This is a genomic window from Ferribacterium limneticum, from assembly GCF_020510625.1.
Classification (GTDB): domain Bacteria; phylum Pseudomonadota; class Gammaproteobacteria; order Burkholderiales; family Rhodocyclaceae; genus Azonexus; species Azonexus limneticus_A.
In genome coordinates, this window is record NZ_CP075191.1 from 1,404,003 (window position 1) to 1,430,966 (window position 26,964).

The 26,964-nt window shown below is 61.1% G+C and carries 23 protein-coding genes; 9 read left to right on the forward strand and 14 right to left on the reverse strand.

Annotated features, from left to right (window positions below):
* The first annotated feature begins 11 nt into the window (after window positions 1-11).
* Window positions 12-350, forward strand: a complete 339-nt coding sequence (locus KI617_RS06715; RefSeq protein ID WP_226451237.1) for an Hpt domain-containing protein — start codon at window positions 12-14, stop codon at window positions 348-350.
* Here the strand turns inward: KI617_RS06715 and bioD are convergent.
* The 8 genes from bioD to KI617_RS06755 form a co-directional block, all read right to left on the reverse strand.
* A complete protein-coding gene (bioD, locus tag KI617_RS06720; protein ID WP_226451238.1) occupies window positions 336-1,001 on the reverse strand; it encodes a dethiobiotin synthase in 666 nt (221 codons plus the stop codon). The genes KI617_RS06715 and bioD overlap by 15 nt on opposite strands.
* Window positions 998-1,786 (reverse strand): malonyl-ACP O-methyltransferase BioC, encoded by a 789-nt coding sequence (bioC, locus tag KI617_RS06725; RefSeq protein ID WP_226451239.1) that lies wholly within the window; start codon window positions 1,784-1,786, stop codon window positions 998-1,000. Before bioC ends, bioD begins: the two co-directional genes overlap by 4 nt.
* The gene (locus KI617_RS06730) at window positions 1,779-2,492 is read right to left on the reverse strand and encodes an alpha/beta fold hydrolase (RefSeq protein ID WP_226451240.1); all 714 of its coding nucleotides are present in this window, start codon (window positions 2,490-2,492) and stop codon (window positions 1,779-1,781) included. Before KI617_RS06730 ends, bioC begins: the two co-directional genes overlap by 8 nt.
* Window positions 2,489-3,655, reverse strand: a complete 1,167-nt coding sequence (gene bioF, locus KI617_RS06735; RefSeq protein ID WP_226451241.1) for an 8-amino-7-oxononanoate synthase — start codon at window positions 3,653-3,655, stop codon at window positions 2,489-2,491. Before bioF ends, KI617_RS06730 begins: the two co-directional genes overlap by 4 nt.
* A 3-nt stretch (window positions 3,656-3,658) precedes the next feature.
* On the reverse strand, window positions 3,659-4,063 hold the full coding sequence (locus KI617_RS06740) for a type II toxin-antitoxin system VapC family toxin (RefSeq protein WP_226451242.1): 405 nt from the start codon (window positions 4,061-4,063) through the stop codon (window positions 3,659-3,661).
* Window positions 4,063-4,326, reverse strand: coding sequence for a hypothetical protein (locus tag KI617_RS06745; protein ID WP_226451243.1), 264 nt, complete (start codon window positions 4,324-4,326; stop codon window positions 4,063-4,065). The genes KI617_RS06740 and KI617_RS06745 overlap by 1 nt, the downstream gene beginning before the upstream one ends.
* 64 nt (window positions 4,327-4,390) lie before the next feature.
* Window positions 4,391-5,731: an adenosylmethionine--8-amino-7-oxononanoate transaminase gene (gene bioA, locus KI617_RS06750; protein ID WP_226451244.1), complete on the reverse strand. Its 1,341-nt coding sequence runs from the start codon at window positions 5,729-5,731 to the stop codon at window positions 4,391-4,393.
* A gap of 108 nt (window positions 5,732-5,839) precedes the next feature.
* On the reverse strand, window positions 5,840-7,012 hold the full coding sequence (locus KI617_RS06755) for a DUF2863 family protein (protein ID WP_226451245.1): 1,173 nt from the start codon (window positions 7,010-7,012) through the stop codon (window positions 5,840-5,842).
* Window positions 7,013-7,099: 87 nt separating this feature from the next.
* On the opposite strand from KI617_RS06755, the gene yaaA reads away from it, so the two are divergent.
* The gene (gene yaaA / locus KI617_RS06760; protein ID WP_226451246.1) at window positions 7,100-7,873 is read left to right on the forward strand and encodes a peroxide stress protein YaaA; all 774 of its coding nucleotides are present in this window, start codon (window positions 7,100-7,102) and stop codon (window positions 7,871-7,873) included.
* Between the two features lie 27 nt (window positions 7,874-7,900).
* Window positions 7,901-8,695, forward strand: coding sequence for a rhodanese-like domain-containing protein (locus tag KI617_RS06765; protein WP_226451247.1), 795 nt, complete (start codon window positions 7,901-7,903; stop codon window positions 8,693-8,695).
* On the opposite strand, the gene KI617_RS06770 is transcribed toward KI617_RS06765, so the two are convergent.
* From KI617_RS06770 to KI617_RS06790, 5 genes are all read right to left on the reverse strand, one after another.
* Window positions 8,684-11,317, reverse strand: a complete 2,634-nt coding sequence (locus tag KI617_RS06770; protein WP_226451248.1) for a hybrid sensor histidine kinase/response regulator — start codon at window positions 11,315-11,317, stop codon at window positions 8,684-8,686. The two genes, KI617_RS06765 and KI617_RS06770, sit on opposite strands and share 12 nt — an antisense overlap.
* A gap of 218 nt (window positions 11,318-11,535) precedes the next feature.
* Window positions 11,536-14,694: a hydrogenase maturation protease gene (locus tag KI617_RS06775; protein ID WP_226451249.1), complete on the reverse strand. Its 3,159-nt coding sequence runs from the start codon at window positions 14,692-14,694 to the stop codon at window positions 11,536-11,538.
* On the reverse strand, window positions 14,687-16,204 hold the full coding sequence (locus tag KI617_RS06780) for a nickel-dependent hydrogenase large subunit (protein WP_226451250.1): 1,518 nt from the start codon (window positions 16,202-16,204) through the stop codon (window positions 14,687-14,689). Before KI617_RS06780 ends, KI617_RS06775 begins: the two co-directional genes overlap by 8 nt.
* Entirely contained in the window at window positions 16,201-17,139 is a 939-nt protein-coding gene (locus tag KI617_RS06785) for an NADH-quinone oxidoreductase subunit B family protein (protein ID WP_226451251.1), read from the reverse strand. The genes KI617_RS06780 and KI617_RS06785 overlap by 4 nt, the downstream gene beginning before the upstream one ends.
* Before the next feature lie 130 nt (window positions 17,140-17,269).
* Window positions 17,270-17,698, reverse strand: coding sequence for a putative toxin-antitoxin system toxin component, PIN family (locus KI617_RS06790; protein WP_226451252.1), 429 nt, complete (start codon window positions 17,696-17,698; stop codon window positions 17,270-17,272).
* Between the two features lie 50 nt (window positions 17,699-17,748).
* On the opposite strand from KI617_RS06790, the gene KI617_RS06795 reads away from it, so the two are divergent.
* The 3 genes from KI617_RS06795 to KI617_RS06805 are packed head-to-tail and all read left to right on the forward strand — an operon-like array spanning window position 17,749 to window position 19,735.
* Complete coding sequence (locus tag KI617_RS06795) at window positions 17,749-18,708, forward strand: tRNA dihydrouridine synthase (protein ID WP_226451253.1); 960 nt, start codon at window positions 17,749-17,751, stop codon at window positions 18,706-18,708.
* Window positions 18,705-19,385 carry a tRNA (guanine(46)-N(7))-methyltransferase TrmB gene (trmB, locus tag KI617_RS06800; RefSeq protein WP_226451254.1) on the forward strand — a complete coding sequence of 227 codons (681 nt, stop codon included), beginning with the start codon at window positions 18,705-18,707 and terminating at the stop codon, window positions 19,383-19,385. The genes KI617_RS06795 and trmB overlap by 4 nt, the downstream gene beginning before the upstream one ends.
* The gene (locus KI617_RS06805; protein WP_226451255.1) at window positions 19,382-19,735 is read left to right on the forward strand and encodes a YkgJ family cysteine cluster protein; all 354 of its coding nucleotides are present in this window, start codon (window positions 19,382-19,384) and stop codon (window positions 19,733-19,735) included. The genes trmB and KI617_RS06805 overlap by 4 nt, the downstream gene beginning before the upstream one ends.
* On the opposite strand, the gene KI617_RS06810 is transcribed toward KI617_RS06805, so the two are convergent.
* On the reverse strand, window positions 19,732-21,357 hold the full coding sequence (locus KI617_RS06810; RefSeq protein WP_226451256.1) for a methyl-accepting chemotaxis protein: 1,626 nt from the start codon (window positions 21,355-21,357) through the stop codon (window positions 19,732-19,734). The two genes, KI617_RS06805 and KI617_RS06810, sit on opposite strands and share 4 nt — an antisense overlap.
* A 442-nt stretch (window positions 21,358-21,799) precedes the next feature.
* On the opposite strand from KI617_RS06810, the gene acnB reads away from it, so the two are divergent.
* The 3 genes from acnB to KI617_RS06825 all read left to right on the forward strand — a co-directional run bounded on the left by acnB (window position 21,800) and on the right by KI617_RS06825 (window position 26,933).
* A complete protein-coding gene (acnB, locus tag KI617_RS06815) occupies window positions 21,800-24,388 on the forward strand; it encodes a bifunctional aconitate hydratase 2/2-methylisocitrate dehydratase (RefSeq protein ID WP_226451257.1) in 2,589 nt (862 codons plus the stop codon).
* A gap of 194 nt (window positions 24,389-24,582) precedes the next feature.
* Window positions 24,583-25,686, forward strand: coding sequence for an ABC transporter substrate-binding protein (locus KI617_RS06820; RefSeq protein ID WP_226451258.1), 1,104 nt, complete (start codon window positions 24,583-24,585; stop codon window positions 25,684-25,686).
* Between the two features lie 14 nt (window positions 25,687-25,700).
* A complete protein-coding gene (locus KI617_RS06825; protein ID WP_226451259.1) occupies window positions 25,701-26,933 on the forward strand; it encodes a sensor domain-containing diguanylate cyclase in 1,233 nt (410 codons plus the stop codon).
* The last annotated feature ends 31 nt before the right edge of the window (window positions 26,934-26,964 follow it).

Sequence of the window (26,964 nt, forward strand, 5' to 3'; positions counted from 1 at the left end):
TGGAGAAGAGGATGGCAACAGCTTTTGTTCTGGATCGAGCATCGATTCTCGAGCGCCTGGGTGGCGACGAGGATATTTATTCGATGATGGTCGACATGTATCTACAGGATGTGGACAACAACTGCACCGCCATCGCCTCGGCCTATGCTTCTGGTGACAGTCAGACCCTGCAGCGCGAAGCCCATACCATCAAGGGCTTGCTGGCGACTTTTTCGGATGAGGACGGAGCGGCTGAGGCCATGCTGGTCGAGAAGCAGGCAAGGAATGGCGAGATCGATGGTCTTGGCGATGCGGTGGCCGGCTTGCAACAGCGCTTGCGCGAAGTGGCGACGGTGCTAAGCGCCCGGTAATTGCAGGAAACCGGCGGCGCCGATGGCGCCTCCCTGCGGCCCATGCGGGACAACGCCGAGCAGTGGTGCCGCGATCAGTGTTTTTAAAGTGGCCAGGTTTTCATCGAAACGCGACATCTGCGGATCGATGCGGTTGGCCACCCAGCCGACCAGTTTCAGGCCCCGGTTGGCAATGGCTTCCGCCGTCAGTAGCGCATGGTTGATGCAGCCCAGCCGCATGCCGACGACCAGGATGACCGGCAGGGCAAGTTCGACCGCCAGATCGGCTGTGCCGTAGCCATCACCCAGCGGTACGCAAAATCCCCCGACGCCTTCGACAATGACCAGATCGGCTTGCTGTCGTGCCTGCTCGCAGGCCGCCTTGATCGGTTCGAATTCAATGCAGACATGCGCTTCTGCCGCCGCGATATGCGGGGCTATGGCCGGCTTGAAGCAATAAGGATTGATGATTTCACGCGGCAGTTCGATATTGCTGGCGGCGCGGATGGCTTCGACGTCATCGTTCAACCCCGCCGCATCGGTGCCGGCGGCAATCGGCTTCAGGCCGGCCGCCTTCAGGCCATCCAGCCCGGCTCGCTGGAGCAGGGCGCAGGTGATGAAGGTCTTGCCGATTTCGGTATCGGTGCCGGTTAGGAAGTAGGCTGGACTCATTTGCGGGCGTAGAGGTAAATCACATCGTAGGTTAGCGGCAGGCCGGCCGGAGTGCGGAGCTGTTCGCAGGCCGCCTCGGCTTGCTGGAAGCTGGAACGACTCATCAGGCTGGTGCGCCGGCCGTCGCCAAGCTGATTGGCCCCAATTGCCTTGACGGCACGGAGCAGCGTCTTGAAGTCGGCGTAGTGGGCGATTTCGGTGCTGCGTCTGATGTCGATGGCGGACAGCTCGGCGGCACTGGCCAGGCGCCGGATTTCGTCCGGGCTATGAAAGCTCAGGGTATGGCGGTGAGCGTCGACGTCGGCAAAGGCATGGCGCAATTCGTGGAAGGTGGCCGGGCCGAGGCTGGCCAGCGCAACAGCGCCATCAGGCCGCAAAGTGCGTCGCGCTTCATGCAGCGCAATCGCCAGATCGCACCATTGCACGGCGAGGCTGGACCAGTAGAGATCCAGGCTGTCGTCTGCCAGGGGCAGATGCTCCAGATCGCCGGCAACGCGACAGCAAGGGCTGGCCACGTGTTGCAGCATGCCCGGCGAGAGATCGAGGGCGACGGCATGGGCGTCCGGGAAGCGGGCCTGCAGGTCGGCCTGCGCATAGCCGGTGCCGCAGCCGGCATCGAGCAGACGGGCCGGGGTGATGTTCGGCAGGCCTTCAGCCAGTCGGGTGCAGATGCGGCGCTGGATGGCAGCGGCGTTATCGTAGGTCGGGGCGGCGCGTTCGAACGATTGCCGGATGCGCGCCTTGGAAGGTCGGGTTCCCGCCTTTGGTTTTATGGCACTAGTCATTCAGGAAGCGACGTACCGTGGCGAGGAAGTCGTCAGGTCGGGAGATGAAGGGGGCGTGGGCGCAGTCGTCGAAGACGGCCAGTTGGGCTCCGGGAATCAACGCTGCAAGTGCTTCGGCCGCACCGAGCGGCATCAGCGGGTCAGCTGCGCCATGGATGAGCAGGGTCGGCGCCTTGACCTGCGGGGCGATGTCGCGCAGATCGATGTCGCGTAGCCAGTTGAGGCCGGTGGCCAGGACCTCGGCGGCGGGGCGAGGATCAGCCAGCTGGAGCAGTTCGAGCGTGACGGCTTTGGCGCGGGCGTCGCCGCGATTGAAGCCACCGACGAAGCGCGGCAGCATGGCCTCGACATCGGCCGCGATGCCGGCGGCAAATTCGGCCAGCATCTCGGGGGCCATCGCATGCGGCCAGCCGTCGCGCTGGACGAAGGAAGTGGTGCCGGCCACCAGAACCAGCTTGCCAACCTTGTCCGGATGACGGGCCGCAACAGCCAGCGCCAGTTGGGCGCCGAGCGACCAGCCGGCCAGCGTTGTCCCGGGTTGCAGGCGAGCGGCAATGTCGTCAGCTGCGGCATAGAAATCAGCGATCAGCGGTGCGTTGCCATAACCGGGTAGGTCGAAGATCTCGCCCTCGAGGGCGTCGACGGTGGCTTTGACCGGCGTGCGGCCAACGCACCAGCCGGGCAGGAAAACAAGGGGAGCGCTCATGCGAGTTCTTTCAAGGCGGTGATCAATTGGGCGATGTCTGCTTCGGTATGGGCTGCGGACACTGAGATGCGCAGCCGGGCCGTACCTTTTGGGACCGTTGGCGGGCGAATGGCAGGCGCCCACAGACCGCGCTCCCACAAGGCTTTCGAGAGGGCAACAGCGGCGTCGTTGTCGCCGACGATCAGTGGCTGGATGGCGGTCAACGACGGCAGCAGTTTCAGTGGCAGGCCGGCCAAGCCGTCCCGTAGCTGCCCGATGCGGGCCATCAGGTTGGCGCGCAGGGCATCGCCGTTCCTGATCATCTGCAGACTTTTGGCGAGCGCACAGGCGATGGCCGGCGGCTGGGCGGTGGTGAAAATGTAGCTGCGACCCTTCTGCAGCAGGTATTCGATGGCCGTTTCGGAGCCGGCGACAAAAGCACCGCCGACGCCAGCCGCCTTGCCCAGCGTGCCCATCAACAGGATGCGCGGCGAGGCGGGCAGGTTGAAGTGGGCCAAACTGCCCTTGCCTTCGCGGCCGAGGACACCGAAACCGTGGGCGTCGTCGATGACCAGCCAGGCATCGTAGCGTTCGGCCAGCGCAAAGATCAGAGGCAGCGGCGCGAGGTCGCCATCCATGCTGAACACGGCATCGGTGACGATAATCTTGTGTGCTGCGGTGCTGGCGGCCAGCATCTTTTCCAGTGCCGCGACGTCGTTGTGCGGGTAGCGCTGGACATCGGCGCCATTCGCCTTGGCCAGTTGCATGGCGTCGATCAGTGAGGCGTGGTTCAGTTTGTCGGCAAACACTGCATCACCGCGGCCGGCCAGGGTCGGCGTTACGGCGAGGTTGGCCAGGTAGCCGGTGGAGAAGGTCAGGGCGCGCGGAAAACCGGTGAATTCGGCGATTTCCTTTTCAAGCTGCTCGTGCGGCCCGAGATGGCCGCTGACCAGATGCGAGGCACCGCTGCCAGCCCCCCATTTCAGGGCGCCGTCGGCCAGCGCCTGGGCGATGTCGGCATTGCCGGCCAGCCCGAGGTAGTCATTGCTGGCGAAATTCAGCACATTTTTGCCATCGACCGTGGCCATCCGGCCGCAAGGTGTATCCAGCACGCGGCGGCGGCGGGTCAGGCCGGCGGCGGCGATGTCGGCGAGTTCGGCAGTCAGGCGGGTTTCAATGCTCATCGGTCAAACCAGGGTGAAATGTTTGCGCCCGGGGAGGCGGTAGGTTTCAAAATCGGCGCGATCCAGCGTCCAGACTTTGGCGCAGCCGGTTTTGAGGGCGGCGACGACGAGAGAAGCATCGGCCAGATCCATCGGTCGGTCGGCGTAACGTTCGATCCAGTCGATGGCCGAAACCAACTCGTCACGGCCCAGCGGCATCAGTTCAAGTCCGCCGCGTTCGATCCAGTGATAGAGCGGCAAGGTGGCATTGATTGAATCTGCCAAGTGGGCAAACTCGGTGAGCACGGCCCAGGTGGTGAGCAGGCGGCCCCGATAGTTTTTGAGGTATTCCGAGCAGCTGCTGTGAAATTTGTCGCGTTTATTGGCGATGGCCACCAAGGGGCCGGTGTCGACGAGCAAAATTTCCATTATTCGGGCTGGCGTCCGTGTTTTTTGGCGATGGCGGCGCGGACGGTGTTACGGCTGTTTTCGGCCGAATCTTCATCCAGCGCGAGGACACCGACGAACCCCGCTTCGCAAGCTAGTTCATAGGGGGTTTTGAGCGGAGCCTCTGCGGTAAAGCGCTTCTCCAAAAGCTCTATGATTACCTCGGACTTGCTGCGACGGGTTTCCACGCAATAGCGGGCCAGTGCCTGCTCGAGACGCCGGGGAATGCGAACGGTAGTCGTCATGGCATGGCTCCGGGATGGGGTGTATTAACGGTAATACAAAGCCGGGGATTGTGCAAGTTGCCGCTTAAAGTGCTGCCGCTAGTGCGCCATTGATGGCGCGGGCCAGGTGGTCGATTTCCTCGTCGCCGATGATGTAAGGCGGCATCAGGTAGACGGTGTTGCCGATCGGGCGGATCAGCGCCTCACGATCCAGTGCGGCGCGGTAGAACTTGCGGGAGAAGTGCGGGTCGTCGGTGGCCACGTCGAAGGCGGCGATCATGCCGCGCTGGCGCAGGTGTCTGACTTGCGGGTGGTTGGCCAAGGGGGCAAGGGCGGCGCTGATTTTGGCTGATTTCTGGCGGTTGGCGGCCAGAACATCATCGGATTCGAAGATGTCGAGCGTCGCCAGTGCGGCACGGCAGGCCAGTGGGTTGCCGGTGTAGCTGTGCGAGTGCAGGAAGGCGCGGGCGACGGAGTCGTCGAGGAAGGCGTTGTAGATCGTGTCGCTGGACAGGACGATGGACAGCGGCAGGTAGCCGCCGGAGATGCCTTTCGACAGGCACATCAGGTCGGGGCGAATGCCGGCCTGCTCGTGGGCGAAGAAGGTGCCGGTGCGGCCACAGCCGACGGCGATTTCGTCGCAGATCAGGTGAACTTCGTAGCGGTCGCACAGTTGGCGGGCGAGGCGCAGGTATTCCGGGTCGTACATCGCCATGCCGGCGGCGCCTTGGACCAGGGGTTCGACGATCAGGGCGGCGATGTGTTCGCCGTGCTTTTCGAGGTGAGCCTCAAGTCCGGCCGCCGCGCGGCGGGCTACGTCGGCCGGTGATTCGCCGGTTTCGGCCAGGCGGAAATCGGGCGAGGGAATGACTGTTGCAGCGCGCACCAGCGGCGCGTAGGCATCCTTGAAAATGGCAACGTCGGTGACGGCCAGCGCGCCGACTGTTTCACCGTGGTAGCTGCCTTGCAGGCAAAGGAATCGAGCCTTGCCGGGCCGGCCGACATTGCGCCAGTAGTGGAAGCTCATTTTCAGCGCAATCTCGGTGGCCGAGGCGCCGTCCGAGGCGTAGAAGGCGTGGCCGAGGGCGCCGCCGGTCAAGGCCGATAAACGCTCGGAAAGCTCGACCACCGGCTGGTGCGTGAAACCGGCCAGCATGACGTGTTCGAGGGTTTCGAGTTGGTCTTTCAGTGCCGCGTTGATGCGCGGATTGGCGTGGCCGAACAGGTTGGTCCACCATGAGCTGATGCCGTCGAGGTAGCGCTTGCCGTCGAAATCGTAGAGCCAGGCGCCCTTGCCGCTGGCAATGGGAATCAGCGGCAGATGGCCGGGCGAGGCCGTCTGGGCATGGTGCTGCATCTGCGTGCACGGGTGCCAGACGGCGGCCTGGCTGCGGGCCAGCCAGTCGGCGTTGGAGGATTGGGTCATGGTTTCAATTCGTCATGCCCGCGACGGCAGGAATCCAGTCGTCCGGAATCCCTGGATTCCCGCCTGCGCGGGAATGACGGAGCCGTGGGAATGACGGGGTTGGAGCCATCAATGCAGGACTTGCGAGTTGGCGGTGGGCTGTTCCGGCATTTCGGCGTGCACCAGTTCGGCTTCGCGGTTGGGGAAGAGCGGGGCGCCACAGTCGTCGCAGAATTCCATCGGGAAATGATGGTCGAGGAAGAGCACTTCCTTGACACCGGTTTCGCGCAGCACGGCTTCGATCTCGCCGGCCGCATCGGTGGCTTCGTCTTCGGCGCCGAGCAGCGGCCAGACGATGCCGTGGTAGATCTCGTCGCCGGTCGTCGGGCCGAGGCTGACGCGGTATTCCTCCATCCGGCGGTCGTAGCAGGGGCCGACGACAGCGCGGATGTCGGCTGGCATCAGGCCGAGCATGGTCTGCAGGAAGGCGACCGAGGCCTTCAGCGAATAGGGGCGGGACAGGCGGTCGGCATTGCGGCAGGCGGCGTGGTAGGAGTCTGCGAGCAGCGGTTGCCAGGCGCAGCCGGTGAGCAGCGGTTCGAGGTTCGGGCTGCCTTGCTTGATCCAATCCTTGAGCGAGGCTTCGCGGTTGCCATCTGCCTCGTTCCAGCGGAATAGCGGCTTGCCGTGAGGCACGGCGATGGCGCCGACGATGTAGCGGACATCGGACAGGAAACGGTTGGTTTCGGCCATGCCGGCCGTGTCGACGGCCAGATGGTTGCCGGCCAGCGCGGCTTCGCCCAGTTCGCGGGTCAGTTGCCAGGTGTCGCAGAAGCTGCGCGGCAACTGGTCGGGGCTGAACAGGAAATCGGCGATTGCCAGTCGGGCATCGCCGCCGAAAACATGGGCGCCGAGTTGCACGGCCAGCGCCTGCAGCGTGCTCTTGGGCAGCGGGCAGGCGGGGATGGAAAAGCGCGACCAGGCCAGCACCGGCGCGGCGAAGAGCTGGATGTCGAAGGTTTGGCCCAGGGCCTCCAGGCGATTGGTTTCAGCCCGCGATTCGACCATGTCGGCCAGTTCGTCATGGCCGCGCGGGTTGGCCTCGAACAGGCGGTCGAGGGCGGTATTGATGTCATCTTCGGCACCATTTTTCAACAGGCTGTCGACGACTTCGGCCAGTTGCGCTTCCCAGTAGGCGTCTTCCAGCTTGCCGCCGGATTCGGAAAGGCCGGCGGCCAGACGTTGCAGTTCGGCTGCGTCGCGGGAAAGACGGTCGCGTGAGCCAAAGCGGGTGCGTTTCATCGGTGTTCCAGAAAATTCAAAGATGAGATTTTACCAGCCGCTAAAATGGCGCACAGCACAAACCTCAGTTTCCCAAGAGTCACGACCATGCTTATTTTTCTCTCCCCCGCCAAATCGCTGGATTTCAAGACAGCACCGCATGTCGCCACCTTCACGCAGCCGGCGTATCTGAAGCAGTCGGAAACGCTGATCAAGCAATTGCGCAAGCTGTCGCCGGGCGACATCGCCAATTTGATGGACTTGTCCGATCCCTTGGCCTTGCTCAATTTCAACCGCTATGCCGACTGGTCGCTACCGTTTACGCCGGAAAACGCCAAGCAGGCCGTGCTCGCCTTCGACGGCGACGTGTACGACGGGCTGGCCGCGAAAACGCTATCGGCCGAAGACCTCGATTTCGCCCAGCAGCACGTCCGCATCCTCTCCGGGCTCTACGGCATCCTCAAACCGCTCGATCTGATGCAGCCTTACCGCCTTGAAATGGGCACCAAGTTTGCCAACAAGGCGGGCAAGGATCTCTATGCCTTCTGGGGCGAGCGTCTGCTTGATGCAATCAATGCCGAGTTGGCCGAGATGTCCCGACCGGTCGTGATCAACCTCGCTTCCGAGGAGTATTTCAAGGCTGCGGTCGGGCGCAAGATCAATGGCGAGGTGATTCAGCCGGTGTTCGAGGACTGGAAGAACGGCAAATACAAGATCATCAGCTTCTACGCCAAGCGGGCGCGGGGCTTGATGGCTCGCTACGTGGTGGACAACCGGCTGACCGAGCCGGATGGCTTGAAGGAATTCGACTACGATGGCTATGCTTTCGTGCCGGACGTTTCCGATGACAAAAGCTGGGTCTTCCGGCGCCGGGAAAACTGAGTCAGGGTGATCATTCAAGGGGCGAACATGAAGCTTTATCCAAATCTGCTTTGCATGGGTCTGCTTGCAGCTCTGGCGGCGGCACCTGGCGAGATCATCGTTGGCGCAGCCTGTGCCGACGAGGCTACGACCCTCGACGTCAAGGACGGCTGGTTCGAGCAGTTGGTCGATACTGATTTCGTGGCCCAATATGCCGTGCTGCCCAAGCCGGATGGCGTCCAGATCATCGATGCCCGTGCGACAGCGCGTCGCTTCGCTCCGGGGCACATCCCGACCGCGATGAATTTGCCGGAAAGGGAATTCGACAAGCTGGTCGATCGCTTGCCCGGGGATAAGGGAATCTTGCTGATTTTTTATTGCGACGGCGTCGAGTGCATGCTGAGTCACAACGCAGCCTTCAAGGCCGAAGAGCGCGGCTACACCAACATCAAGGTCTATGCTGCCGGCTATCCGGGCTGGATCAAGAGCGGCCACATGGGTAGCGTATCGATTCCATTCCTGAAAAAACAACTCGACGAAGGCCTGCCGTTGACGCTGATCGATTCGCGTCCGAAAGAGCGCCAATACGACAAGGGCCATATTCCGGGCGCCATCAGTCTGCCGGATGCAGATTTCGAGAAGATGCGCGATCGCTTGCCGGCCGACAAGGACAGACCTTTGTATTTCTACTGCGAGGGTTCGGCTTCCAGCTTGAGTTTCGATTCGGCCGAAAAGGCCGTCAAGCTCGGCTACAAGCAGGTCAAGCTTGTCTCGGACGGCTACCCGGGCTGGGTCAAACTTTATGGACCCGGGCCGGGCGTGGTAGCCGGGTCAAACCGATGATCCAGACCTCGGCTGAGTAGGGGGCAATGGTCCCGTATTTCCGGTTGATGTTTTTCCAGGCGCCAGCCATTTCAGCAGGGTCGAAAAGAACATGTGTGGCTCGACGGGCTTGCTCATGAAGTCGTTCATGCCGGCAAGCTGGCATTGGGCGCGGTCTTCGGAGAAGGCGTTGGCGGTCATGGCGATGATCGGGACTGCCGAATAGGCGGGTAGCGCACGAATCAGGCGGGTGGCCTGCAGGCCGTCCATGACCGGCATTTGCATATCCATCAGGATGAGGTCGAATGCTCCGCTTTCGGCCATTTCAAGCGCTTCCTTGCCATCATTGGCTACTTTGACGTCGAGTCCCGCCTCTTCAAGAAATTCCCGGGCAATGGCCTGATTGATCGGCTCGTCCTCGACGAGCAGGATTTTTGCGCCAGCGTGTTCCCAGCGCAGGATTTGCTCCGGGCCTGCCTTTTTCCGGTTGGCCGGGGTGGGGGACAAGGCGAAATGCGCCGATAGCGCGTTCTTGAGAATCGAGTGATTGATCGGTTTGACCAGCACATCGGCAAATCCGGCAGCGCGCGCCGAAATGGCGATGCCGGTATCGCCGGAGGCGGTTACAAGCAGGCAGATCGGCGGGTGTTTCAGTGGCAGCTTCTGGATCTTGGCCAGGGTATCCATGCCGCCCTGGCCCGGCATCAGCAGGTCGAGCAGCAAAATGGAAAACGGGTCATTCTCGGCGTCGGCTTTCTCGATGGCGGCAATTGCCGCCGGTCCCGATACCACGGCTTCCGGCGACAGGCCTAGTTGGCGGAGTAGGTGGCAATGCACCATCTGCGTGATTTGCAGGTCGTCTGCCACCAGGGCGCGCAGTCCGGCCAATTCGGTCGATAGCGGGCTAGGCTCCTGATGGGCCTTGCCCAGGCGGGCAGTCAGCCAGAAGGTGCTGCCTTTGCCCGGTGTGCTGCTGGCTCCTGCTTCACCACCCATCAAGGTGGCGATATGTCTCGAAATTGCCAAGCCCAGACCAGTGCCACTAAAGCCCCGCGTGCTTGATGTGTCGACCTGCTCGAAGGCGGAGAACAGGCGACCGAGGTGCTCGGGGGGGATGCCGATACCGGAATCCTCGACTTCAAAGCGGACAAGCACATCCGTGGCAGTCTCTTCGGCGATTTTGCCGCGCAGTACGATCGAACCTCTTTCGGTAAATTTGACGGCATTGCCGAGGTAATTCAACAACGCCTGACCCAGCCGGGTTACGTCACCATTCAGCAGTGGCGGCAGGTCGCCGGCATCGACGACGAGTTCGATGCCTTTGGCCTGGGCGCGGAGTACCACGATGTTGCAAATGCGCTGCAGCATTTCCTCCGGCGAGAAATTTTCGTTTTCCAGTTCCACCTTGCCGGCTTCAATCTTGGAAAGGTCGAGAATGTCGTTGATTACCGATAGCAGATGATCGGCAGCACCGGCAATGCGGGCCAGTTTTTCACCCTGGGCCGGTGTCACCTTGTCGCGCCTGAGAATGTGGGTCAGGCCGATGATGGCATTCATCGGCGTTCGTATTTCGTGGCTCATGTTGGCCAGGAAATTACTTTTCGCCTGACTGGCGGCTTCGGAACGATCGGCTTGTTCAGCCAACCGGCCGTTCAACTTCTCGATTTCCCAGGATCGCCGCTCGGCAAGGCGGATCAGCACGATGAGTGCGACGCCGAAGGCCAGCCAGCTGATGCCATAGATCCAGGCCTTGCGCTCCCAGTCCTTGAGAAAATCTTTCGGGGCAACGCCCAGCGAGATGACCAGAGGCAAGGTCTCCAGCCGGCGATAGCCATACAGCCGTTCCATTCCGTCGGCACGGGAGACCGCCTGGTATGAACCGATGCTTTCCCCTTTGTCGAATCCGGCCTTGATCTCCGTCAGGTCGAAAGGCTTGCCGAGCAGTGCATCCAGGATGGGGTAGCGTGCAACCAGGCGAAAATCGTTGGAAAACATGGCAATCGAACCGTTTTCGCCGATGTCGATCGATTTGAAGGCGTTCTGGAAATAGTCGGCGCGCATCGCCGTCTGGACGATGCCGGCAAAGCGGCCATCCGGGTGGTTGATGCGACGGCTCAGCGTGAATAGCCATTTACCCGTGAATCTGGACAGTATCGGCTCCGAAATGACTAGGCCTGCCGTTGGATTGGCTTTCTGTTTCAGGAAGTAGGCGCGGTCACCCACGTTCACTTCGGGCAGTGTCGCCGAATCGGCGGCGCTGAAAATGACTCGCCCCTTGGCATCAATGACGCGAAGGCTTTCATCCTGTGTTTCGGGAACAACCGCCTCGCGCCGCAGCAGATCCCGGTTGGCCTTCAAAACATCACGCCACGCCGCGCCGGTGACAATGGGCGTGTATTCATGGACCGCCTCGCGCAGCACGATGTCGATTTTTTCACCGCTTGCCGTGAACTGCCTTTCCAGCACGCCGGTCAGGTTCTCGGAGTCGCGTTGAACGCTGGCGTATTCGCGCTTGTACGAGTTGTACAGGTCGTATCCCAACAGCGCGGTCAGACTGGAAAACACCAGCATTGCAGCAAGCCAGACGGTGGAAACCGCGGCCGGTTTTCTGTTGCTTCGGTGCAATTCTGATTGCTTGGCCATGATGTAGCTGCTGCGTTGAAATAGTGTCAAAACGGGGGGCAGTGTCTGGCGACAAAAAGCGCTAAATGTGAGCTAAATGCCATTAGTGTATGCCGGTGACTGACGATAACATACCATCCGCATTATGCTGATTACTTGTTCAGGGATTGTTATTGATTTGTCTGTCACCCGGTTTGGGGTGCAGCAAGCCGGCGACTCAAGGGCCGACTGGCGCGCTGTCAGCCCAGCGCCTGCAAGACCTGGCGGATTTTGGCCAGTTCGCTGAGCAATAGCTCGACCTCGGCTGAAACGTCGGTGGCCGTTGGGTCTTTAAGTTTCATTTCGAGGTTCAAGGCACGTTCGCCAAGCCCGTCAATACCAAGACTGAGGGCGATGCCCTTGACCGAGTGCGCCAGGCGAATGGCTTCCGGGCGATTGCCGTCGTCCAGGGCCGCCCGAAGCTCGGCCGACAGGGCGGCACCATGGGTATCGCGGAACTTGATGAGCATCCGGCAGTAAAAATCGGCCTTGTTGCGAACTCGCATCAGCCCGCCGGCGACATCGATGCCGGGCAGTTCCGGCAATTTGGTGGTTTCGGGGCGTGGTGCCGGCGTGGCCGCGTTGGGGGGCGGCGGCAATGGTGCGGGCCGCTCCGGCATGGGCGGTACGGCGCCCAGTGAAAGCTGGTCGGCGATGACGCGGAGCAGCTTTTCGAGATTGACCGGCTTCGTGACGTAAGCGTTCATGCCGGCGGCGAGGCATTGCTCGCGATCGTGATCGAGCGCACCGGCGGTCAGGGCAATGATCGGCAGCGTGGCGTATTGCGGCTGGGCGCGAAGCTGGCGGGTCGCGGTGAAGCCGTCCATGATCGGCATCTGGCAGTCCATCAGAACCAGGTCGGGCTTTTTCTGGTGGATCGCGACGATCGCCTCTCGGCCATTGCTGGCGAGGCGGATATTGAGGCCGGCGGTGGCGAATAGTTCGCGCATCAGGTCTCGATTGAGCTCGATATCGTCGACCACCAGAATATCGGTGTTGCTGAGCAGCGCGATGCCGGAGAGATCAAGGGCCGGTGCCGCCAAAGCCTGCATGGCAATTTCCGGCAGGTTTAGTGGACGGGCGATGGCGGCGTAAAGGTGGCGCACGCTGGATGGCTTGAGCAGCAGTGCATCGGCTGGCTGGTCGCGGAGGATGCTGGCGTCTGACGTTTTCTGGGCGCTCATCAGAATCAGCGGCGGTGCCTGCGTGCCCAACATGCTGCGGATGGCCTTGACGGTTTCCAAGCCATCCATGCCAACGGGCAGGTGCCAGTCGACCAGTACCGCGAGGTAGTGGGTGCCCGGTCGAGTCAGTGCGGTCAGTGCAGACTCGCCCGATGGGCAGGTTTCGGTTTGCAGGCCGAGTTGGCGGCACTGGGTGGCCAGAGTCCTGGCCGCGACCGGGTTGTCGTCGACGATGAGCAGGGTGCGTCCGGCATGTGGGGCCAGATGGCTGCGCAGCTGGTCCAGCAGCAAGGGCGCATCGGGGGCGTTGTCGAGACGGACCGTGAAGTGGAAGGTGCTGCCTTTGCCGGCCTCGCTCTCCAGCCAGATGCGGCCGTCCATCAGTTCGACCAAGCGCTTGGAAATCACCAGCCCCAGGCCGGATCCGCCAAAGCGCCGGGTGGTGGAGGTATCCGCCTGGCTGAAGGCAGAAAAGAGCATGTCCTGCTGGGCCTGCGAAATGCCGATGCCCTCGTCGGTGACCGAGAAGTGCAGCAAGCTGCCGCTGCGCTCGGTGCTTTCGAGCGAGCAGCCAAGAAGGATGCTGCCCTTGTCCGAGAACTTGATGGCGTTGCCGAGCAGATTGATGATTATCTGCTTGAGGCGCAGCGGGTCGCCGACGAAACTGCGGGTGGCCTCGGCGGCAATATCGACGCAGAGTTCCAGGTTTTTTTCTTCGATCCGGCCGATCAAAAGGTCGCTGATTTCTTCCAGTAGGACTGGCAGCTCGAAGCTTAGTTTTTCGATACTGAGCTTGCCGGCCTCGATACGCGAGAAGTCGAGAATGTCATTGATGATGCCGAGCAGATGGTCGGCCGCCAGCCGGATCTTGCTCAGATACTGATTTTGCTGAGGGTTGAGCGGCGTCAGCAGGCAGATGTCGGAAAGCCCGAGAATGGCGTTGAGCGGGGTGCGCACTTCGTGCGACATGTTGGACAGGAAATCGCTCTTGGCGCGACTGGCGTCTTCTGCCTGCTCCTTGGCTAGGCGCAGGTCGCGGGTCTGTTCTTCGACCATCGCGGCGAGGTTGTCGCGGTGATTGCGCAGCTCTTCGGCCGTTTCGTGCAACTGACGTTCGTTGTTGCGCAAGGCTTTTTCGCGCGCCTTGAGCACCGAGATGTTGGTCGAAATGACAATGGCGCCTTCCAGTTTGCCGGCTTGGCTATGGATCAGGCTGGCGTGGACCAGGTAGGGCACGCTGCCTTCGGTGTCATGGTCCGATGTCGCATCGGCGCGTCGGAAGTTGAGCTCGGCGACGAAGTGTCCGCCCGCGGCGCGGATGGCATTGAGCAGTAGCGGCGGTTTTGCGCCGGCCGGCAACAAGGCGCGCAGGGCGTTCTGGCTGGCGAGCAGGAGGCAATCTTCAAAATATCCTTTGACCAGGGATTCCGGGGTGTAGCCGAGTTCGATTTCAAGCAGTCGGTTAACCCGGGTGACTCGTCCGTCCGGCCCGAGCATGACGATGATTTCGGCCATCGTGTCGATGGCACGATCAACCGTGCCTTGCAGTCGGGCGAGTTCCTGAGAGCGGTAGCGCAGTTCGTCCTTCTGGTTTTCCTGCTCGCTGATCAGCTGGTCGAGTGCCTCGGTGCATTTGGTCAGTTCTGCTTCCAGCGCCTGGTTGGCCTGCCGCAACATGTCCAGTTCGTTAACCAGTTCATCGGGATCATGTCCGGCCATCGCGGCACAACAGTTCTGGATGAGCTCGATAGCCTCGCTCACTGCGGCGGCAACTTCCAGCGAGAGCCCCGGGGAAAAGCTTTTAACCGCGCCGATTTCGACCGCGATGATCTTGATGAGCGGCGGTTTGGTGATCATCTCGCGCACGGCTGCCAACAGATAACCCACCCCGGCACCATGTCCGCCGCTGCCCGCATTTTCAACCGGCACCTGATGTGGGCTGAGTTCGTGCAGCGTGCCTGGGCGCTCTCCGGCCATCGCGTCGATGATGATGAGATTGGTGCAGTCTTCGAACAGGTGCAAGGCATCGAGGCCGCGGGTGCCGCAGTCGACGACCTCTACGCCAGGCGGCAGCGCCTTCCGCCGCAATGCCAGGCCGACGGTCGGGCCGAAGCCGTCGTCGCCGTGCAAGGGGTTGCCGAAGCAGAGGATGCGCAGCCGCTTTTGTTCAGACATTGAAATGCGTTTTTTTCTGGCTGCCGATGAAATGGACGGTGCACACCAGGCACGGGTCATGGGAGCGGACGATATGGCCGATCTCGACCGGGTTTTCCGGGTCGGGTACCTTCAGGCCGATGATGCTGCTTTCCCAGTGGCCATGCTGGCCGCTGCTGTCGCGTGGTGAGGCATTCCAGGCGGTGGGGGTGACGATCTGATACCTTTCGATGACACCGTTCCGGATTCTCACCCAATGGCCCAGCGCACCGCGTGCCGCTTCGACCATGCCGTAGCTTTCGCCATCCGGCCAGACATCGATCCCGGGATCGATAAAATGCGGCTCGTTGATCAGGGGCTTCAGCGATTTGAGCGTCCCGTCCATCGAGTTCAGCAGCCAGCCGGCTCGGCGCAGGCGGGCGAACTGGCGTAGCCAGGTATTGTCGCCTTCACTGGCCAGCAGGTCGGTAATCAGCGGGTCGCCGGCGATGCGCAACTCGGCCAGCGGGCCAGTCTGCACCACCTTGTCACCGTAGCGCGGGGCCTTGGCCCAGGTGTAGCGGTCGGTGCCCGGCTGGTGATCGGGGATGGTTTCGCCTTGCCACGGATGCTTGCCGCCGGGGTAGTCGAGGAACCAGCTGTGGCGCACATGCTCGTTGATCTGCAGGTGGTCGAGAGGCTCGATCTGCCGGGTGTCGGCATTGAAGAAGCCGGCCGGCAATTCGCTGCCGCTGCCATCGGGCCGGTGATTGACGCCGTAGCTGAGCAGGTGGCCAGTGCCGCGGCCCAGCTGGTGCAGGCCGATGTCGCGGGCAAAGCGGGTAAACAGGCCGGACGCACTGCGTTCGCGGGCCGGGCTGGCGGCCAGCCAGCGGAAGAGGGCGGCGCCGCTGTCGAGAGCCAGCCATTCATCGAGATCGCCACCGATCACCGTTTGCTCGAACCACTCGCGCACCGTCGCCAGCGTATCGCGGGAATCGAGCAGCCGACGGTTGTTGGCCGGCTGGGTGATGCCGCCCGGCAACATGTAGGTCGAATGGGGCCATTGCCCGCCAAAAATGGCGACGATGCCAACCAGTTCGCGCGTGCTTTTCAGGCAACCGCGCACCACACTGCCCTTGAGTGGCGCAAAGGCCTCACTCAGTTCGCCAGCCAGCGGATGGCTGCCATAGATCGGGTTGCAGAAGTCCGGCGTAAAAAACAGGAAGGTCTGACGCAGATCGCTTTGCAGCGTTTCCGCCATCAGGCACAGGTTGCGCACATGCACGGCATGGGCCGGCGGGGTAATGCCGGCGATCTGTTCCAGTGCCAGGGTGGCGGCGTAGAGATGGGCGGTGCCGCAGATGCCGCAGATCCGTGGTGTGATGACCAGCGAATCGCGTGGCGCACGGCCGATCATGATCTGCTCGAAGCCGCGATACAGGGTGCCGATGCACCGGGCATCGACGACGATGCCGTCTTCGAGATCAAGCTGGAATTCGAGATCGCCCTCGACGCGGTTGAGGTCGATGTCGACAGTAACGCGGCTCATGGTTCCATCTCACGCTTGACGACCCGCTCCGGCGCGGCAGCGCGGGCCAGATTCTTGTAGGCCATGTATTTGGCGCGGGCGACCCCGAGGGGCAGGAATTTGGGAACGACCCCGATCTTGGGCGTGACGAACAAATCGCGGTCGGATGGAAAATCGGGCGAGGTACAACCGAAGCAGGGGACGCCGGCGCGGGTCTTGCTGCTACGGCCGTTCCACAGTTCGGTATTGCACGGCGCTTCGGTCTGCGGGCCACGGCAGCCGAGGCTGAAGAACATGCAGGCGCGGCCGCCGAGGACGTCATCCTCGATGTCGTATTCGTGGTACTCGTTGCGCGTACAGCCCTGGTGCACGAGGCTGGCGAAGAAGGCAGATGGGCGATTGAGCGCATCCAGTTTCAGCGGCTCGTTCTCGGCCAGCATGGCGAGCACCTTGGTGATGGTGTTCGGGTGGGCCGGGCAGCCCGCAACGTTGATCACCGGCAGGCCGCTGCGCGAACGCCAGTCTGGCCCAAGCAGCCCGCCCGGTTCGTCTTTCATGAATTGCAGGCCGGTGCAATCTGTCGGGTTCGGGCCGGCGGCATGAACGCCACCAAAGGCAGCACAGGTGCCCATCGCCACGACGTGCGTGGCCAGTGGGGCGAGTTGCCGGACGATGTCGATTTTGGCCTGGCCCTTCCAGGTGTCGTAGAGGCCGCTGCCGTTCGGGCCGATCATCAAACTGCCTTCGATACACAGGATGTCGAGCTTTTCCCGGCCGCTGGTAACGGCCTCAAGGACATCACCGAATCGTCGTTCGGCCGTCAGCGACGGGTGCCAGAGAAAATTGATGCCATATTGCTGGGTCAGGTTTTCGACGCTGGGTCGGTCGGCGCACAGCAAGGCCATCGTATCGCCGCTGCAGGCGCCGGTTTGCATCCAGACGATATTGGCCATCATCTCTCCTGAGCCCTGCAAGTGCTGAGGGGCTGTGTCCTGAAAATGGGCGCTTACATTTATTAGCAAGCGTTGTTATTGTTGTTAATTTTAGCAAATAAAGTTTTGGTGCAACAGTGCTTTTTTCTCCTGGCTATTCCATCTCACCGGCAATCAACTTTGCCGCAACCGCCGGAAGAACAATCTGGAAAGCCAGTGTAGTCCGGCCACGCAACTTTAGTAGTGCTTTGTCCTTGCTGACAAGGACATGGGCCTTGCAGCGGGCGGAAAGTTCGAGAAATTTCTGATCGTCGCGATCCTTGCAGCGGGGCAGGGGCGGGGCTTCGCCTTCGGGAACGATTTGGACTAGGCTGCTGTAGTGGGCATAGCGCTCACGGATCATTTCCGGCGTCTGCTTGAGCTGCGGATAGGTCAGCACCCGTTGCAGTTCATCGAGCGTTCGCAGATCGGCAAAGCACTCGATTTGTCCGGCCTCCAGTGCAGCCATGATCGGCACGGCATCGGTATTGCCCCAGTGGAAGAGATCAAGGACGACGTTGGTATCGAGAACGAAGCGCAGCATGAGGCGGATTATAATGCGCGCCTCTCCAGCACAGCCTCGAAAGCAACACGATGTCCCGCATTCTTCTTGCCCCGATGGAAGGGCTCGCCGACGATTTGTTGCGCGGCGTGCTAACCGACATCGGCGGTTACGACTGGGGCATTTGCGAGTTTGTCCGGGTTTCCAACACGCTTCTGCCAACCAAGACCTACGAGCGGATTTGTCCGGAACTGCTGAATGGTGGCAAGACCCGAACGGGCACGCCGATGCGCGTGCAACTGCTCGGTTCCGACCCGCATTTCATGGCTGAAAACGCTCGCCGGCTGGTGACGCTCAATCCGGCTGGTATCGACATCAATTTTGGTTGTCCGGCACCCACCGTGTTTCGTCATCGTGGTGGTTCGGCCCTGCTCGGTGAGCCGGAACTGTTGAATGAAATTACCAGTGCAGTGCGTGCCGTGGTGCCGGCCCACATTCCTTTCACCGCCAAGATGCGTCTTGGCATCGACGACACCAGCCGGGCCATCGATTGCGCCCAGGCGCTGCAAGCCGCCGGCATCAATGAACTGATCGTGCATGGCCGGACGAAAACGGACGGCTACCGTCCGCCGGCACGCTGGGAGTGGATCGACAAGGTTCGCGACGCCATCCACATTCCGCTGATTGCCAATGGTGAGGTGTGGACCCTTGAGGATTTCCGCAATTGTCAGCAGGCAACCGGCTGCGCCGACATCATGGTTGGCCGCGGTGCCGTGGCCGACCCGCTGTTGGCCCGGCGGGTGCGCGGCGAGGCTACCGGCGGTTGGCAGGAAATACTTCCCTCCGTGGCCACCTACTGGCTGGGCGTGCGCAAGAAAGTGGTACCGGTGCATGCCGGCGGCCGGCTCAAGCAGTGGCTGGCGATGATGCGGCGAAATTACCCCGAGGCCGAGGTGCTATACCAGCGTTTGCGGCCGATAAAGGGGGCGGCCGACATTGATGCGGCAATGATCGAAGAGGGCCTCGTGACCCAAGAGCAACTGGCGGCATGATGGACAGCCTGAACGAAGGAAACTCCCGCTTCATTTCCAGCGCCCAGGACGGTCCGCACCGCGATCTGGAAGCGCTCGTGCTGAAGCATATGGCGCATCCGTTTCAGAAACCGATCGCCGATTACAACCGCGACGCCTTGGCCGTGGCGCAGGCTGCCCGCGAGGCCTGGAATCCGCAGGCGCCACTGATTCTCGATGCCGGCTGCGGTGTCGGCTGGAGCACGCAGCGCATCGCCGAAACCTATCCCGATCATTTCGTGCTGGGTGTCGATCAATCGCTAGATCGCATCAGCCGCGGCAAGCCACTGCCCATGCCAGCCAATGCTCTGCTGCTGCGGGCCGATCTGGTTGATTTCTGGCGACTGCTGGCGGAAAGCGGGGTTCGTCTGGCCCGGCATTACAACCTCTACCCGAACCCGTGGCCAAAGATCGGCCATCTCGCCCGGCGCTGGCATGGCCATGCCGTATTCCCGGTCTGGCGCGAACTGGGCGGCGAACTGGAATGCCGCAGCAACTGGCGCATTTACATCGAGGAAATGGCCCTGGCGCTGAGCCTGCTTGCCGCTCAGCCGGTGGCTGCGGAATCGTATGCCACCGATGATCCGATGACACCCTTTGAAAAAAAATATCTCGCCTCCAGCCATGAGCTCTGGCGTTGCCGGATCAATCTGGGATGAGCGTGTGCCAGACCTGCGGCGCCTGCTGCGCCAGCTTTCGTGTCGACTTTCACCCGGTCGAACTGGCGGGTGGCCGCTTTGCCTGGGGGCAGGGCGTTCCCGTTGAAATGACGGTGCCGGTCACGCCAACCATCGTTCGTCTGTGTGGTACCGATGCCGCATCGCCGCGTTGCATCGCCCTCAACGGTGAAGTCGGGAAAAACGTCGGATGTGGGATCTATTATTCCCGGCCATCGCCATGCCGGGAATTCGATACCGAACATGCGGCGTGTACCAAGGCGCGTCAGCGTTTCGGTTTGCCGCCCCTGCCGGGTCAGCTGCCGGCAGAGGCGGGTACCTACAAGCCTTAGACGCGGAAGCGGCGGACGCTTTCCTTAAGGCCGTGCGACAGGCTGACCAGCATGTTCGAGCGCCTGCTTGATTCGGTAGATGCCCCATGTGTCTGGTCAATGCCCTGAGCGATCAACTCGATGCGTTGGGCGATGTCGGTGCTGGCCGCCGTTTGTTCGCGCAGCGCTTCGGCGATCAGCTCGACGGCCTTGCCAACGCGAATCGATGAGTCGTCCATCGTGCTCACCGCGTCACGCAGATCCTGGGTTCGGTTGGCGCTTTCGAGTGCGCCTTCCTTGGCCTTGTTCATCATGGCAAAGGCGGTATCGGTCGACTGCCGGACGCCACTGACGATACTGGAAATCTGTTCGGTCGATTTGGTAGTCAATTCCGCCAGCTTGCGGACCTCGTCGGCGACGACGGCAAAGCCGCGGCCCTGCTCGCCGGCGCGGGCAGCTTCGATAGCGGCATTGAGGGCGAGGAGATTGGTCTGGTCGGCAATCTCGCGGATGGTCTGCACGATACCGGTGATGTTGGTGACCTTGCCGGAGAGTTCCTCCATCGTCGTCGCCGCATCGGACATGCCGGAGGCAACCTGCTGAATGAGTGTTGTCGCCTGACCTACAACCGCCAGGCTTTCGTGCGCCTGCTTTTCAGAACGTTCGGAAAGGTCGCCGGCCTCGTTGGCGTTCTGTGACATGGCACTGATGCTGACGGTCAGCTCCTCAACCGCGGCAGCGATCGCCGACGTGGCGGCGCTTTGTTCCTCGGCTGTCTGTGCAAGGCGGGTCGCGTCAGCGCTCATGGCTTCGCTCTCGGTGACCACTGTGTCTGCGTTCGAGACCGTTTGCGAAATGAGTTGATGAATCTGCGCCTGCATGCTGCGCATGGCGGCCAGAATGCTGTTCTGGTCGCCCGGTTGAACATTCGGTACCTCGCTCAGGTCGCCCTCTGCGAAACGCTGCAGCATTGCCGCCGCATAACTTGGTTCGCCACCCACCTGGCGGAAAATGCCACGTCCGACCAGTGCCGTCATCAAGGCAACCAGCAAGAGACTGGCTACGCTGAGAACAATGGCGAAGGTGCGTGATTTGTTCAGTCCGTCGAGAAGTTCGGTCCGATCCCTGGTTGCAGCCTCTTCAGAGGTTTTGACCAAGTCAAGCAGGTTTTCGCGGACGGCGCGCCAGGCTGGCGTTTCCTTGCTGACCAGCAGGGCCTGAGCCTCTTCACGGTTGCCGGCCTTGATCAGATCGATGATCTGGGCTTGCAATGGTAGCCAGGTTTCGATCTCACTCTTCATTTTGTCGGCCTTGCCCGATGCGCCGGTGGCGGTGGAAATTAGCTGGATCAGCTTGCCGGATTCGGACTTGAATAGCTCATCGGCCTTGGCAAAGTTGTCGTAACCCTTCTTGTTGCTCGGGTCGAGCAGGACGTTGCGCAGAGCCTGGCCTTTTTGCAGGCCGTTGGCGTAGGCGGTGACCGCTGAATGCCGCACGGCGATCCGGTTATCGACAAAATCGTGCAGCAGCTTTTCGCTGCTGAACGCAAACCAGATGGATGAAAGCGCCAGAATTCCAACGCTCAAGGCACTGACGATACCGAGCAACCAGAGTCGCCCTTTGAGTGACAGTTTATTAAACACAAGATTCTCCGTGGTACGTGCTTGATTTTATGGGGCTTGACGCGCTGATCTTACAGGAAAATAGCTAGTGTTATTCACAATATCGCCATTTTTAAGCAATAAAAATGCCAGAAATGAATTATGTGACATCGATTTTTGAGCTTATTGCCGTTTGTTTGCTTGTTCCCATTACGGTCGCGTAAGTCTGTTGAGAATCTTCGGATAACGCATGGAAGTTATTGCCGGGAAATGTGCTTTTCTGTGTTGCCTAAGTTTTGTGCAACTGTCGGTTTTTGCTTTGTGCTTTGCAGCAACAGCTCTAGTCATTCAGGTGATATAACATATAAAATATATAAGACCCGCAAGTCACGGTGGCGAGCCGGTGTTTTTCGAACCAACAAGCCGTCGCCGTTGTCGTAAAATATTCGTTTCCCAGAGCAACCCTTTACGAAAGGAAGTCGCCGTGCTTGAAGCCTATCGCGCCCACGTAGCAGAGCGTGCAGCCCTCGGTATCCCGCCGCTGCCCCTGTCCAAGCAACAGACCACCGAACTGGTGGCCCTGCTGAAAAATCCCCCCGCTGGCGAAGAAGCCGCTCTGGTCGAGCTGATCACTTACCGCGTTCCGGCCGGCGTCGATGATGCCGCCAAGGTCAAGGCCGAATTCCTGGCCAAGGTTGCCAAGGGCGAAGAAGCCTGCGCCCTGATTTCCAAGGAAAAAGCCACCGAACTGCTCGGCACCATGCTCGGCGGTTACAACGTTAAGCCGCTGATCGATCTGCTCGGCTGCGCCACCTGCGGTAGCGTTGCCGCCGAAGGCCTGAAGAAGACCCTGCTGGTTTTCGACTTCTTCCACGATGTCGCCGAACTGGCCAAGGCTGGCAATCCCAACGCCAAGTCCGTGATGCAATCCTGGGCCGACGGCGAGTGGTTCACCTCGCGTCCGGAAGTCCCGGCCTCGCAAAAGCTGACCGTCTTCAAGGTTACTGGCGAAACCAACACCGACGACCTGTCGCCGGCACCGGATGCCTGGTCGCGTCCTGACATCCCGCTGCACGCCCTGGCCATGCTGAAGAACCCGCGTCCGGGTATCGAAGCCGACGAGCCGGGCACCCGTGGTCCGCTCAAGCAACTGGAAAAGCTGGCTGCCAAGGGCAACCTGATCGCCTACGTCGGTGACGTGGTTGGTACCGGTTCTTCCCGCAAGTCCGCCACCAACTCTGTGCTGTGGTTCACCGGTGAAGATATTCCGTTCGTCCCGAACAAGCGTTTCGGTGGCGTCTGCCTCGGTTCCAAGATCGCTCCGATCTTCTTCAACACGATGGAAGATGCTGGCGCCCTGCCGATCGAACTCGATTGCGGCCAGATGGACATGGGCGACGAGATCGAACTGCGTGTCGATGCCGCCACCGCCAAGGTCACCGCATTGAAGAACGGCACCGTCATCGCTGAATCGCAGCTGAAGACCGCCGTGATCATGGACGAAGTCCGTGCCGGCGGCCGTATCCCCCTGATCATCGGTCGCGGCCTGACCACCAAGGCCCGTGAATTCCTCGGCCTGCCGCAATCCACGCTGTTCCGCCTGCCGCAAAACCCGGCCGACGACGGCAAGGGCTACTCGCTGGCCCAGAAGATGGTCGGCAAGGCCTGCGGCGTGACCGGCATCCTGCCCGGCACCTACTGTGAGCCGAAGATGACCACCGTCGGTTCGCAAGACACCACCGGCCCGATGACGCGCGACGAACTGAAAGACCTGGCCTGCCTCGGCTTCTCCGCCGATCTGGTCATGCAGTCCTTCTGCCACACCGCCGCCTATCCGAAGCTGGTTGACGTCAAGATGCACCGCGAACTGCCGTCCTTCATCAGCACCCGCGGTGGCGTTGCGCTGCGTCCGGGCGACGGCGTCATCCATTCCTGGCTGAACCGCCTGCTGCTGCCGGATACCGTTGGTACCGGCGGCGACTCGCACACCCGTTTCCCGATCGGCATCTCCTTCCCGGCCGGTTCCGGCCTGGTCGCCTTCGCCGCCGCCACCGGCGTCATGCCGCTGGACATGCCGGAATCGGTGCTGGTCCGCTTCAAGGGCGAAATGCAGCCGGGCATCACGCTGCGTGACCTGGTCAACGCCATTCCGCTGTACGCCATCAAGGCTGGCCTGCTGACCGTCGAGAAGAAGGGCAAGAAGAACGTCTTCTCCGGCCGCATCCTCGAAATCGAAGGTCTGCCGAACCTCAAGGTCGAACAGGCTTTCGAACTGTCCGATGCTGCTGCCGAGCGTTCCGCTGCCGCCTGTGCCGTCGCCCTGAACAAGGAACCGATGGTCGAGTACATGCGTTCGAACATCACCCTGATGAAGTGGATGATCGCCGAAGGCTACCAGGATGCCCGCACCCTGAAGCGCCGCATCAACGCCATGGAAGACTGGATCGCCAACGGCACGTTGCTCAAGGCTGACGCCAACGCCCAGTACGCCGCTGTCATCGAAATTGATCTGGCCGAAGTCACCGAGCCGATCCTGGCCTGCCCGAACGATCCGGACGACGTCAAGATCCTGTCCGAAGTCGCCGGCGCCAAGATCGACGAAGTCTTCATCGGTTCCTGCATGACCAACATCGGCCACTTCCGTGCCGCCGGCAAGGTCCTCGAAGGCAAGTCGGACATCCCGACCCGCCTGTGGATTGCCCCGCCGACCAAGATGGATGCGCTGATTCTGACCGAAGAAGGCTACTACGGCGTCCTCGGCAAGTCCGGTGCGCGCATGGAAATGCCGGGCTGCTCGCTGTGCATGGGCAATCAGGCACAGATCCGCAAGGGCTCGACGGCGATCTCCACCTCCACCCGCAACTTCCCGAACCGCCTCGGCATCGACACCCAGGTCTACCTCGGTTCCGCCGAACTGGCCGCCATGTGCGCCCTGGCCGGCCGCATCGTGACGGTTCCGGAGTACATGGAGCAGATCAAGCTGGTCAACGCCAAGGCGGCCGAAGTCTACCGCTACATGAACTTCGACCAGATTCCTGAGTTTGTGGAACAGGCGGCTACGGTCGAGATGTAATTCGCGAACATCGGCGCTTCTAGAGCTTCGATGTCAGCAAGAACCCTCGTCGGGAAACCGGCGAGGGTTTTTATTTCGTGCTTGTCGTACTCTGCCTTTTGCAGGCATTTTGTGGCGCCAACTTAGGCGGTGTTTTCTGTTGCGTAGCCCCCCATCTGCGCTAGACTTCCTGCCCCGCCGTCCATGTGAGTCTGATGAAACGTCTTGCCGGTGTCCTTGTCCTGCTGTTGCTGGTTCTCCCGAATCTGGTTTGGGCCATGTCGGTGGCTTTCATCAATCCGGGAAAACCGGATGAGACGTACTGGCTGACAGTCACCAAAGCAATGGAAGCGGCAGCGCAAGACCTCGATATACGCTTCGAAGTCTATTACGCTGAGCGGCAGCATCCCAAGGTGTTCGAGTTTGCCCGCCAGATCGTTGCCCGTCCCGTTGCGGACCGACCGGATTACGTGGTGATCACCAATGATTATGCGACCGGGCCGGAGTTGTTGCGGCTGTTCGACGCTGCCGGGATCAAGACTTTTCTGGCCTTCAGCGGCATTTCCGAGGCAGTCGAGCGAGCGGTGACCGGTCGGCCACGGGAACATTTCAAGGGGTGGCTGGGCTCTCTCGAACCGCGGGCTCAGGACGCGGGTTATCTCACCGCCAAGGCACTGATCGAGCAGGGGCGCCGGGCTCAAGCTCAGGCGCCTGATGGCCGCTTGCACCTGTTGGCGATCAGCGGAGATCGATCGACGCCGACCTCGAATCGGCGGGGCGAGGGAATGCGCCGGGCGGTGGCCGAGGCCGGTGATGTCGTGCTCGACCAGGAGATTTTCTCCGGCTGGAACATGGCCAAGGCGGCCGAACAGAGTGAATGGCTGTTTCAGCGCTATCCGCTGGCCAGGCTGGTTTGGGCGGGAAATGACCAGATGGCTTTTGGCGCCATGCAGATATGGGAGAAACGCGGCGGCAAGCCGGGTAAGGATGCCTGGTTCAGTGCAGTGAATGCGTCTCCCGAAGCGATGGCTACCCTCAAGTCCGGCCGCCTGGCGGCGCTGGCTGGCGGACATTTCATTTGCGGGGCCTGGTCGCTGGTCATGCTTTATGACTACGATCATGGCCGGGACTTTGCAGAGGCCGAGGGTGTCGAGCTGAATCAGTCTATGTTCGCGCTGTTTACCCAGAAAGATGCGGATCGTTTTGTGGCGCGTTTTGGTCAGTTGCGCTTTGATCAGGTGAATTTTCGCCGCTTCAGCAAGGTGCTGAATCCGAAGTTGAAACGTTACGATTTCAATTTCCGGCAGCTGCTGGATTAAGGGCAAGGATTCGTGTGAGCCCGTCCCTGTTTCGACCGATCGCCACGACCCTGATCCGCACGGTATTTTTGTGGGCAACCTTGTGCGCCCTGGCCATTGGGTCTATCCAGGCGGCTTACTCCTACATTCATGTACAGGATCGCTTCGAGTTGGCCGTTCGGGAGATCGGCCAGACCAATGTGCCGCTGTTATCGGTCAGCATCTGGGACATTGAGCCTGAAGCGATTCGAAGGCAGCTCGAAGTGATCGCTGCCCGGCCGGAGATAGGCTACGTCAGTCTGACGGTGACCACGGGGCAGGTTTTTTCGGCCGGAGACAAAGGACTGGCGAAGAATCAGCCCCGGCGCTTTGATATTCCGCCGCCAGCCCGGCCGGTTGGCGTAATCGGCAATCTGGAGATATTCGAGAACCCCGCTGCGTTTTACCGAGAGCTTATTTACACGCTCGGTGTCGCTTCGCTAGGTTATGGGGTGCTGACGCTGCTGATCTGCATACTGATTGCCTACCTGCTGAAGCGCGATCTTGAACGTCCATTGCGCCAGGTCGCGCAGTTCGCCAGCGAACTGACCCCAAATCGTCTGACGATTCCGCTGGAATTGGCGCGTTCGCCTGGACATGGTCGGGATGAGATTGATCTGGTTGTCGAAGGTTTTTCCGTGCTGCAGTCCGGGATCAACAGCCACATCGCGAACCTGGACGAACAGGTCGCCCAGCGAACCGCCGAACTGGAAGCGGCACTGGCGTCCATCCATCGATTGTCGACGATTGACCCCTTGACCGGTTGCTTCAACCGTCGCCTCTTCAACGAGAGAATTCAGCAGGAACTTGATCGGGCGGTCCGCTATCAGCGCTCTCTGGCGGTGATTTTCTGCGATATCGATCACTTCAAACAGATTAATGACACTTGCGGGCATCTGCTCGGCGATCAGGTTCTTCAGGAAACTGCCGAGTGCTTCCGTCGGGAATTGCGAGGACATATCGACTGGGTGGCGCGCTACGGTGGCGAGGAGTTCGTCATCGTTCTTCCGGAAACCTCGCTGCCTGCCGCAGTTGCGACTGCCGAGCGCCTGCGTCTGGCCCTCTCTCCAAGCATGGTGATGCTGGTTCCGACCTTGACGGTGACGGCGAGCTTCGGTGTAACGCAGCACGTACCTGGCGAAACCGTCCAGGAACTGCTTCAGCGGGCCGACAAGCTGCTCTATGCGGCCAAGGCGGCCGGGCGAAATCAGACCTTGCCGAAGCTATGAATTGGTGCTTCCTCAGTGCCAAGGCCGATAC

Coding starts and splice junctions, on each gene's coding strand:
- KI617_RS06715 (WP_226451237.1), top strand. CDS start 12: ATGGCAACAGCTTTTGTTCTGGATCGAGCATCGATTCTCGAGCGCCTG.
- bioD (WP_226451238.1), bottom strand. CDS start 1,001: ATGAGTCCAGCCTACTTCCTAACCGGCACCGATACCGAAATCGGCAAG.
- bioC (WP_226451239.1), bottom strand. CDS start 1,786: ATGACTAGTGCCATAAAACCAAAGGCGGGAACCCGACCTTCCAAGGCG.
- KI617_RS06730 (WP_226451240.1), bottom strand. CDS start 2,492: ATGAGCGCTCCCCTTGTTTTCCTGCCCGGCTGGTGCGTTGGCCGCACG.
- bioF (WP_226451241.1), bottom strand. CDS start 3,655: ATGAGCATTGAAACCCGCCTGACTGCCGAACTCGCCGACATCGCCGCC.
- KI617_RS06740 (WP_226451242.1), bottom strand. CDS start 4,063: ATGGAAATTTTGCTCGTCGACACCGGCCCCTTGGTGGCCATCGCCAAT.
- KI617_RS06745 (WP_226451243.1), bottom strand. CDS start 4,326: ATGACGACTACCGTTCGCATTCCCCGGCGTCTCGAGCAGGCACTGGCC.
- bioA (WP_226451244.1), bottom strand. CDS start 5,731: ATGACCCAATCCTCCAACGCCGACTGGCTGGCCCGCAGCCAGGCCGCC.
- KI617_RS06755 (WP_226451245.1), bottom strand. CDS start 7,012: ATGAAACGCACCCGCTTTGGCTCACGCGACCGTCTTTCCCGCGACGCA.
- yaaA (WP_226451246.1), top strand. CDS start 7,100: ATGCTTATTTTTCTCTCCCCCGCCAAATCGCTGGATTTCAAGACAGCA.
- KI617_RS06765 (WP_226451247.1), top strand. CDS start 7,901: ATGAAGCTTTATCCAAATCTGCTTTGCATGGGTCTGCTTGCAGCTCTG.
- KI617_RS06770 (WP_226451248.1), bottom strand. CDS start 11,317: ATGGCCAAGCAATCAGAATTGCACCGAAGCAACAGAAAACCGGCCGCG.
- KI617_RS06775 (WP_226451249.1), bottom strand. CDS start 14,694: ATGTCTGAACAAAAGCGGCTGCGCATCCTCTGCTTCGGCAACCCCTTG.
- KI617_RS06780 (WP_226451250.1), bottom strand. CDS start 16,204: ATGAGCCGCGTTACTGTCGACATCGACCTCAACCGCGTCGAGGGCGAT.
- KI617_RS06785 (WP_226451251.1), bottom strand. CDS start 17,139: ATGATGGCCAATATCGTCTGGATGCAAACCGGCGCCTGCAGCGGCGAT.
- KI617_RS06790 (WP_226451252.1), bottom strand. CDS start 17,698: ATGCTGCGCTTCGTTCTCGATACCAACGTCGTCCTTGATCTCTTCCAC.
- KI617_RS06795 (WP_226451253.1), top strand. CDS start 17,749: ATGTCCCGCATTCTTCTTGCCCCGATGGAAGGGCTCGCCGACGATTTG.
- trmB (WP_226451254.1), top strand. CDS start 18,705: ATGATGGACAGCCTGAACGAAGGAAACTCCCGCTTCATTTCCAGCGCC.
- KI617_RS06805 (WP_226451255.1), top strand. CDS start 19,382: ATGAGCGTGTGCCAGACCTGCGGCGCCTGCTGCGCCAGCTTTCGTGTC.
- KI617_RS06820 (WP_226451258.1), top strand. CDS start 24,583: ATGAAACGTCTTGCCGGTGTCCTTGTCCTGCTGTTGCTGGTTCTCCCG.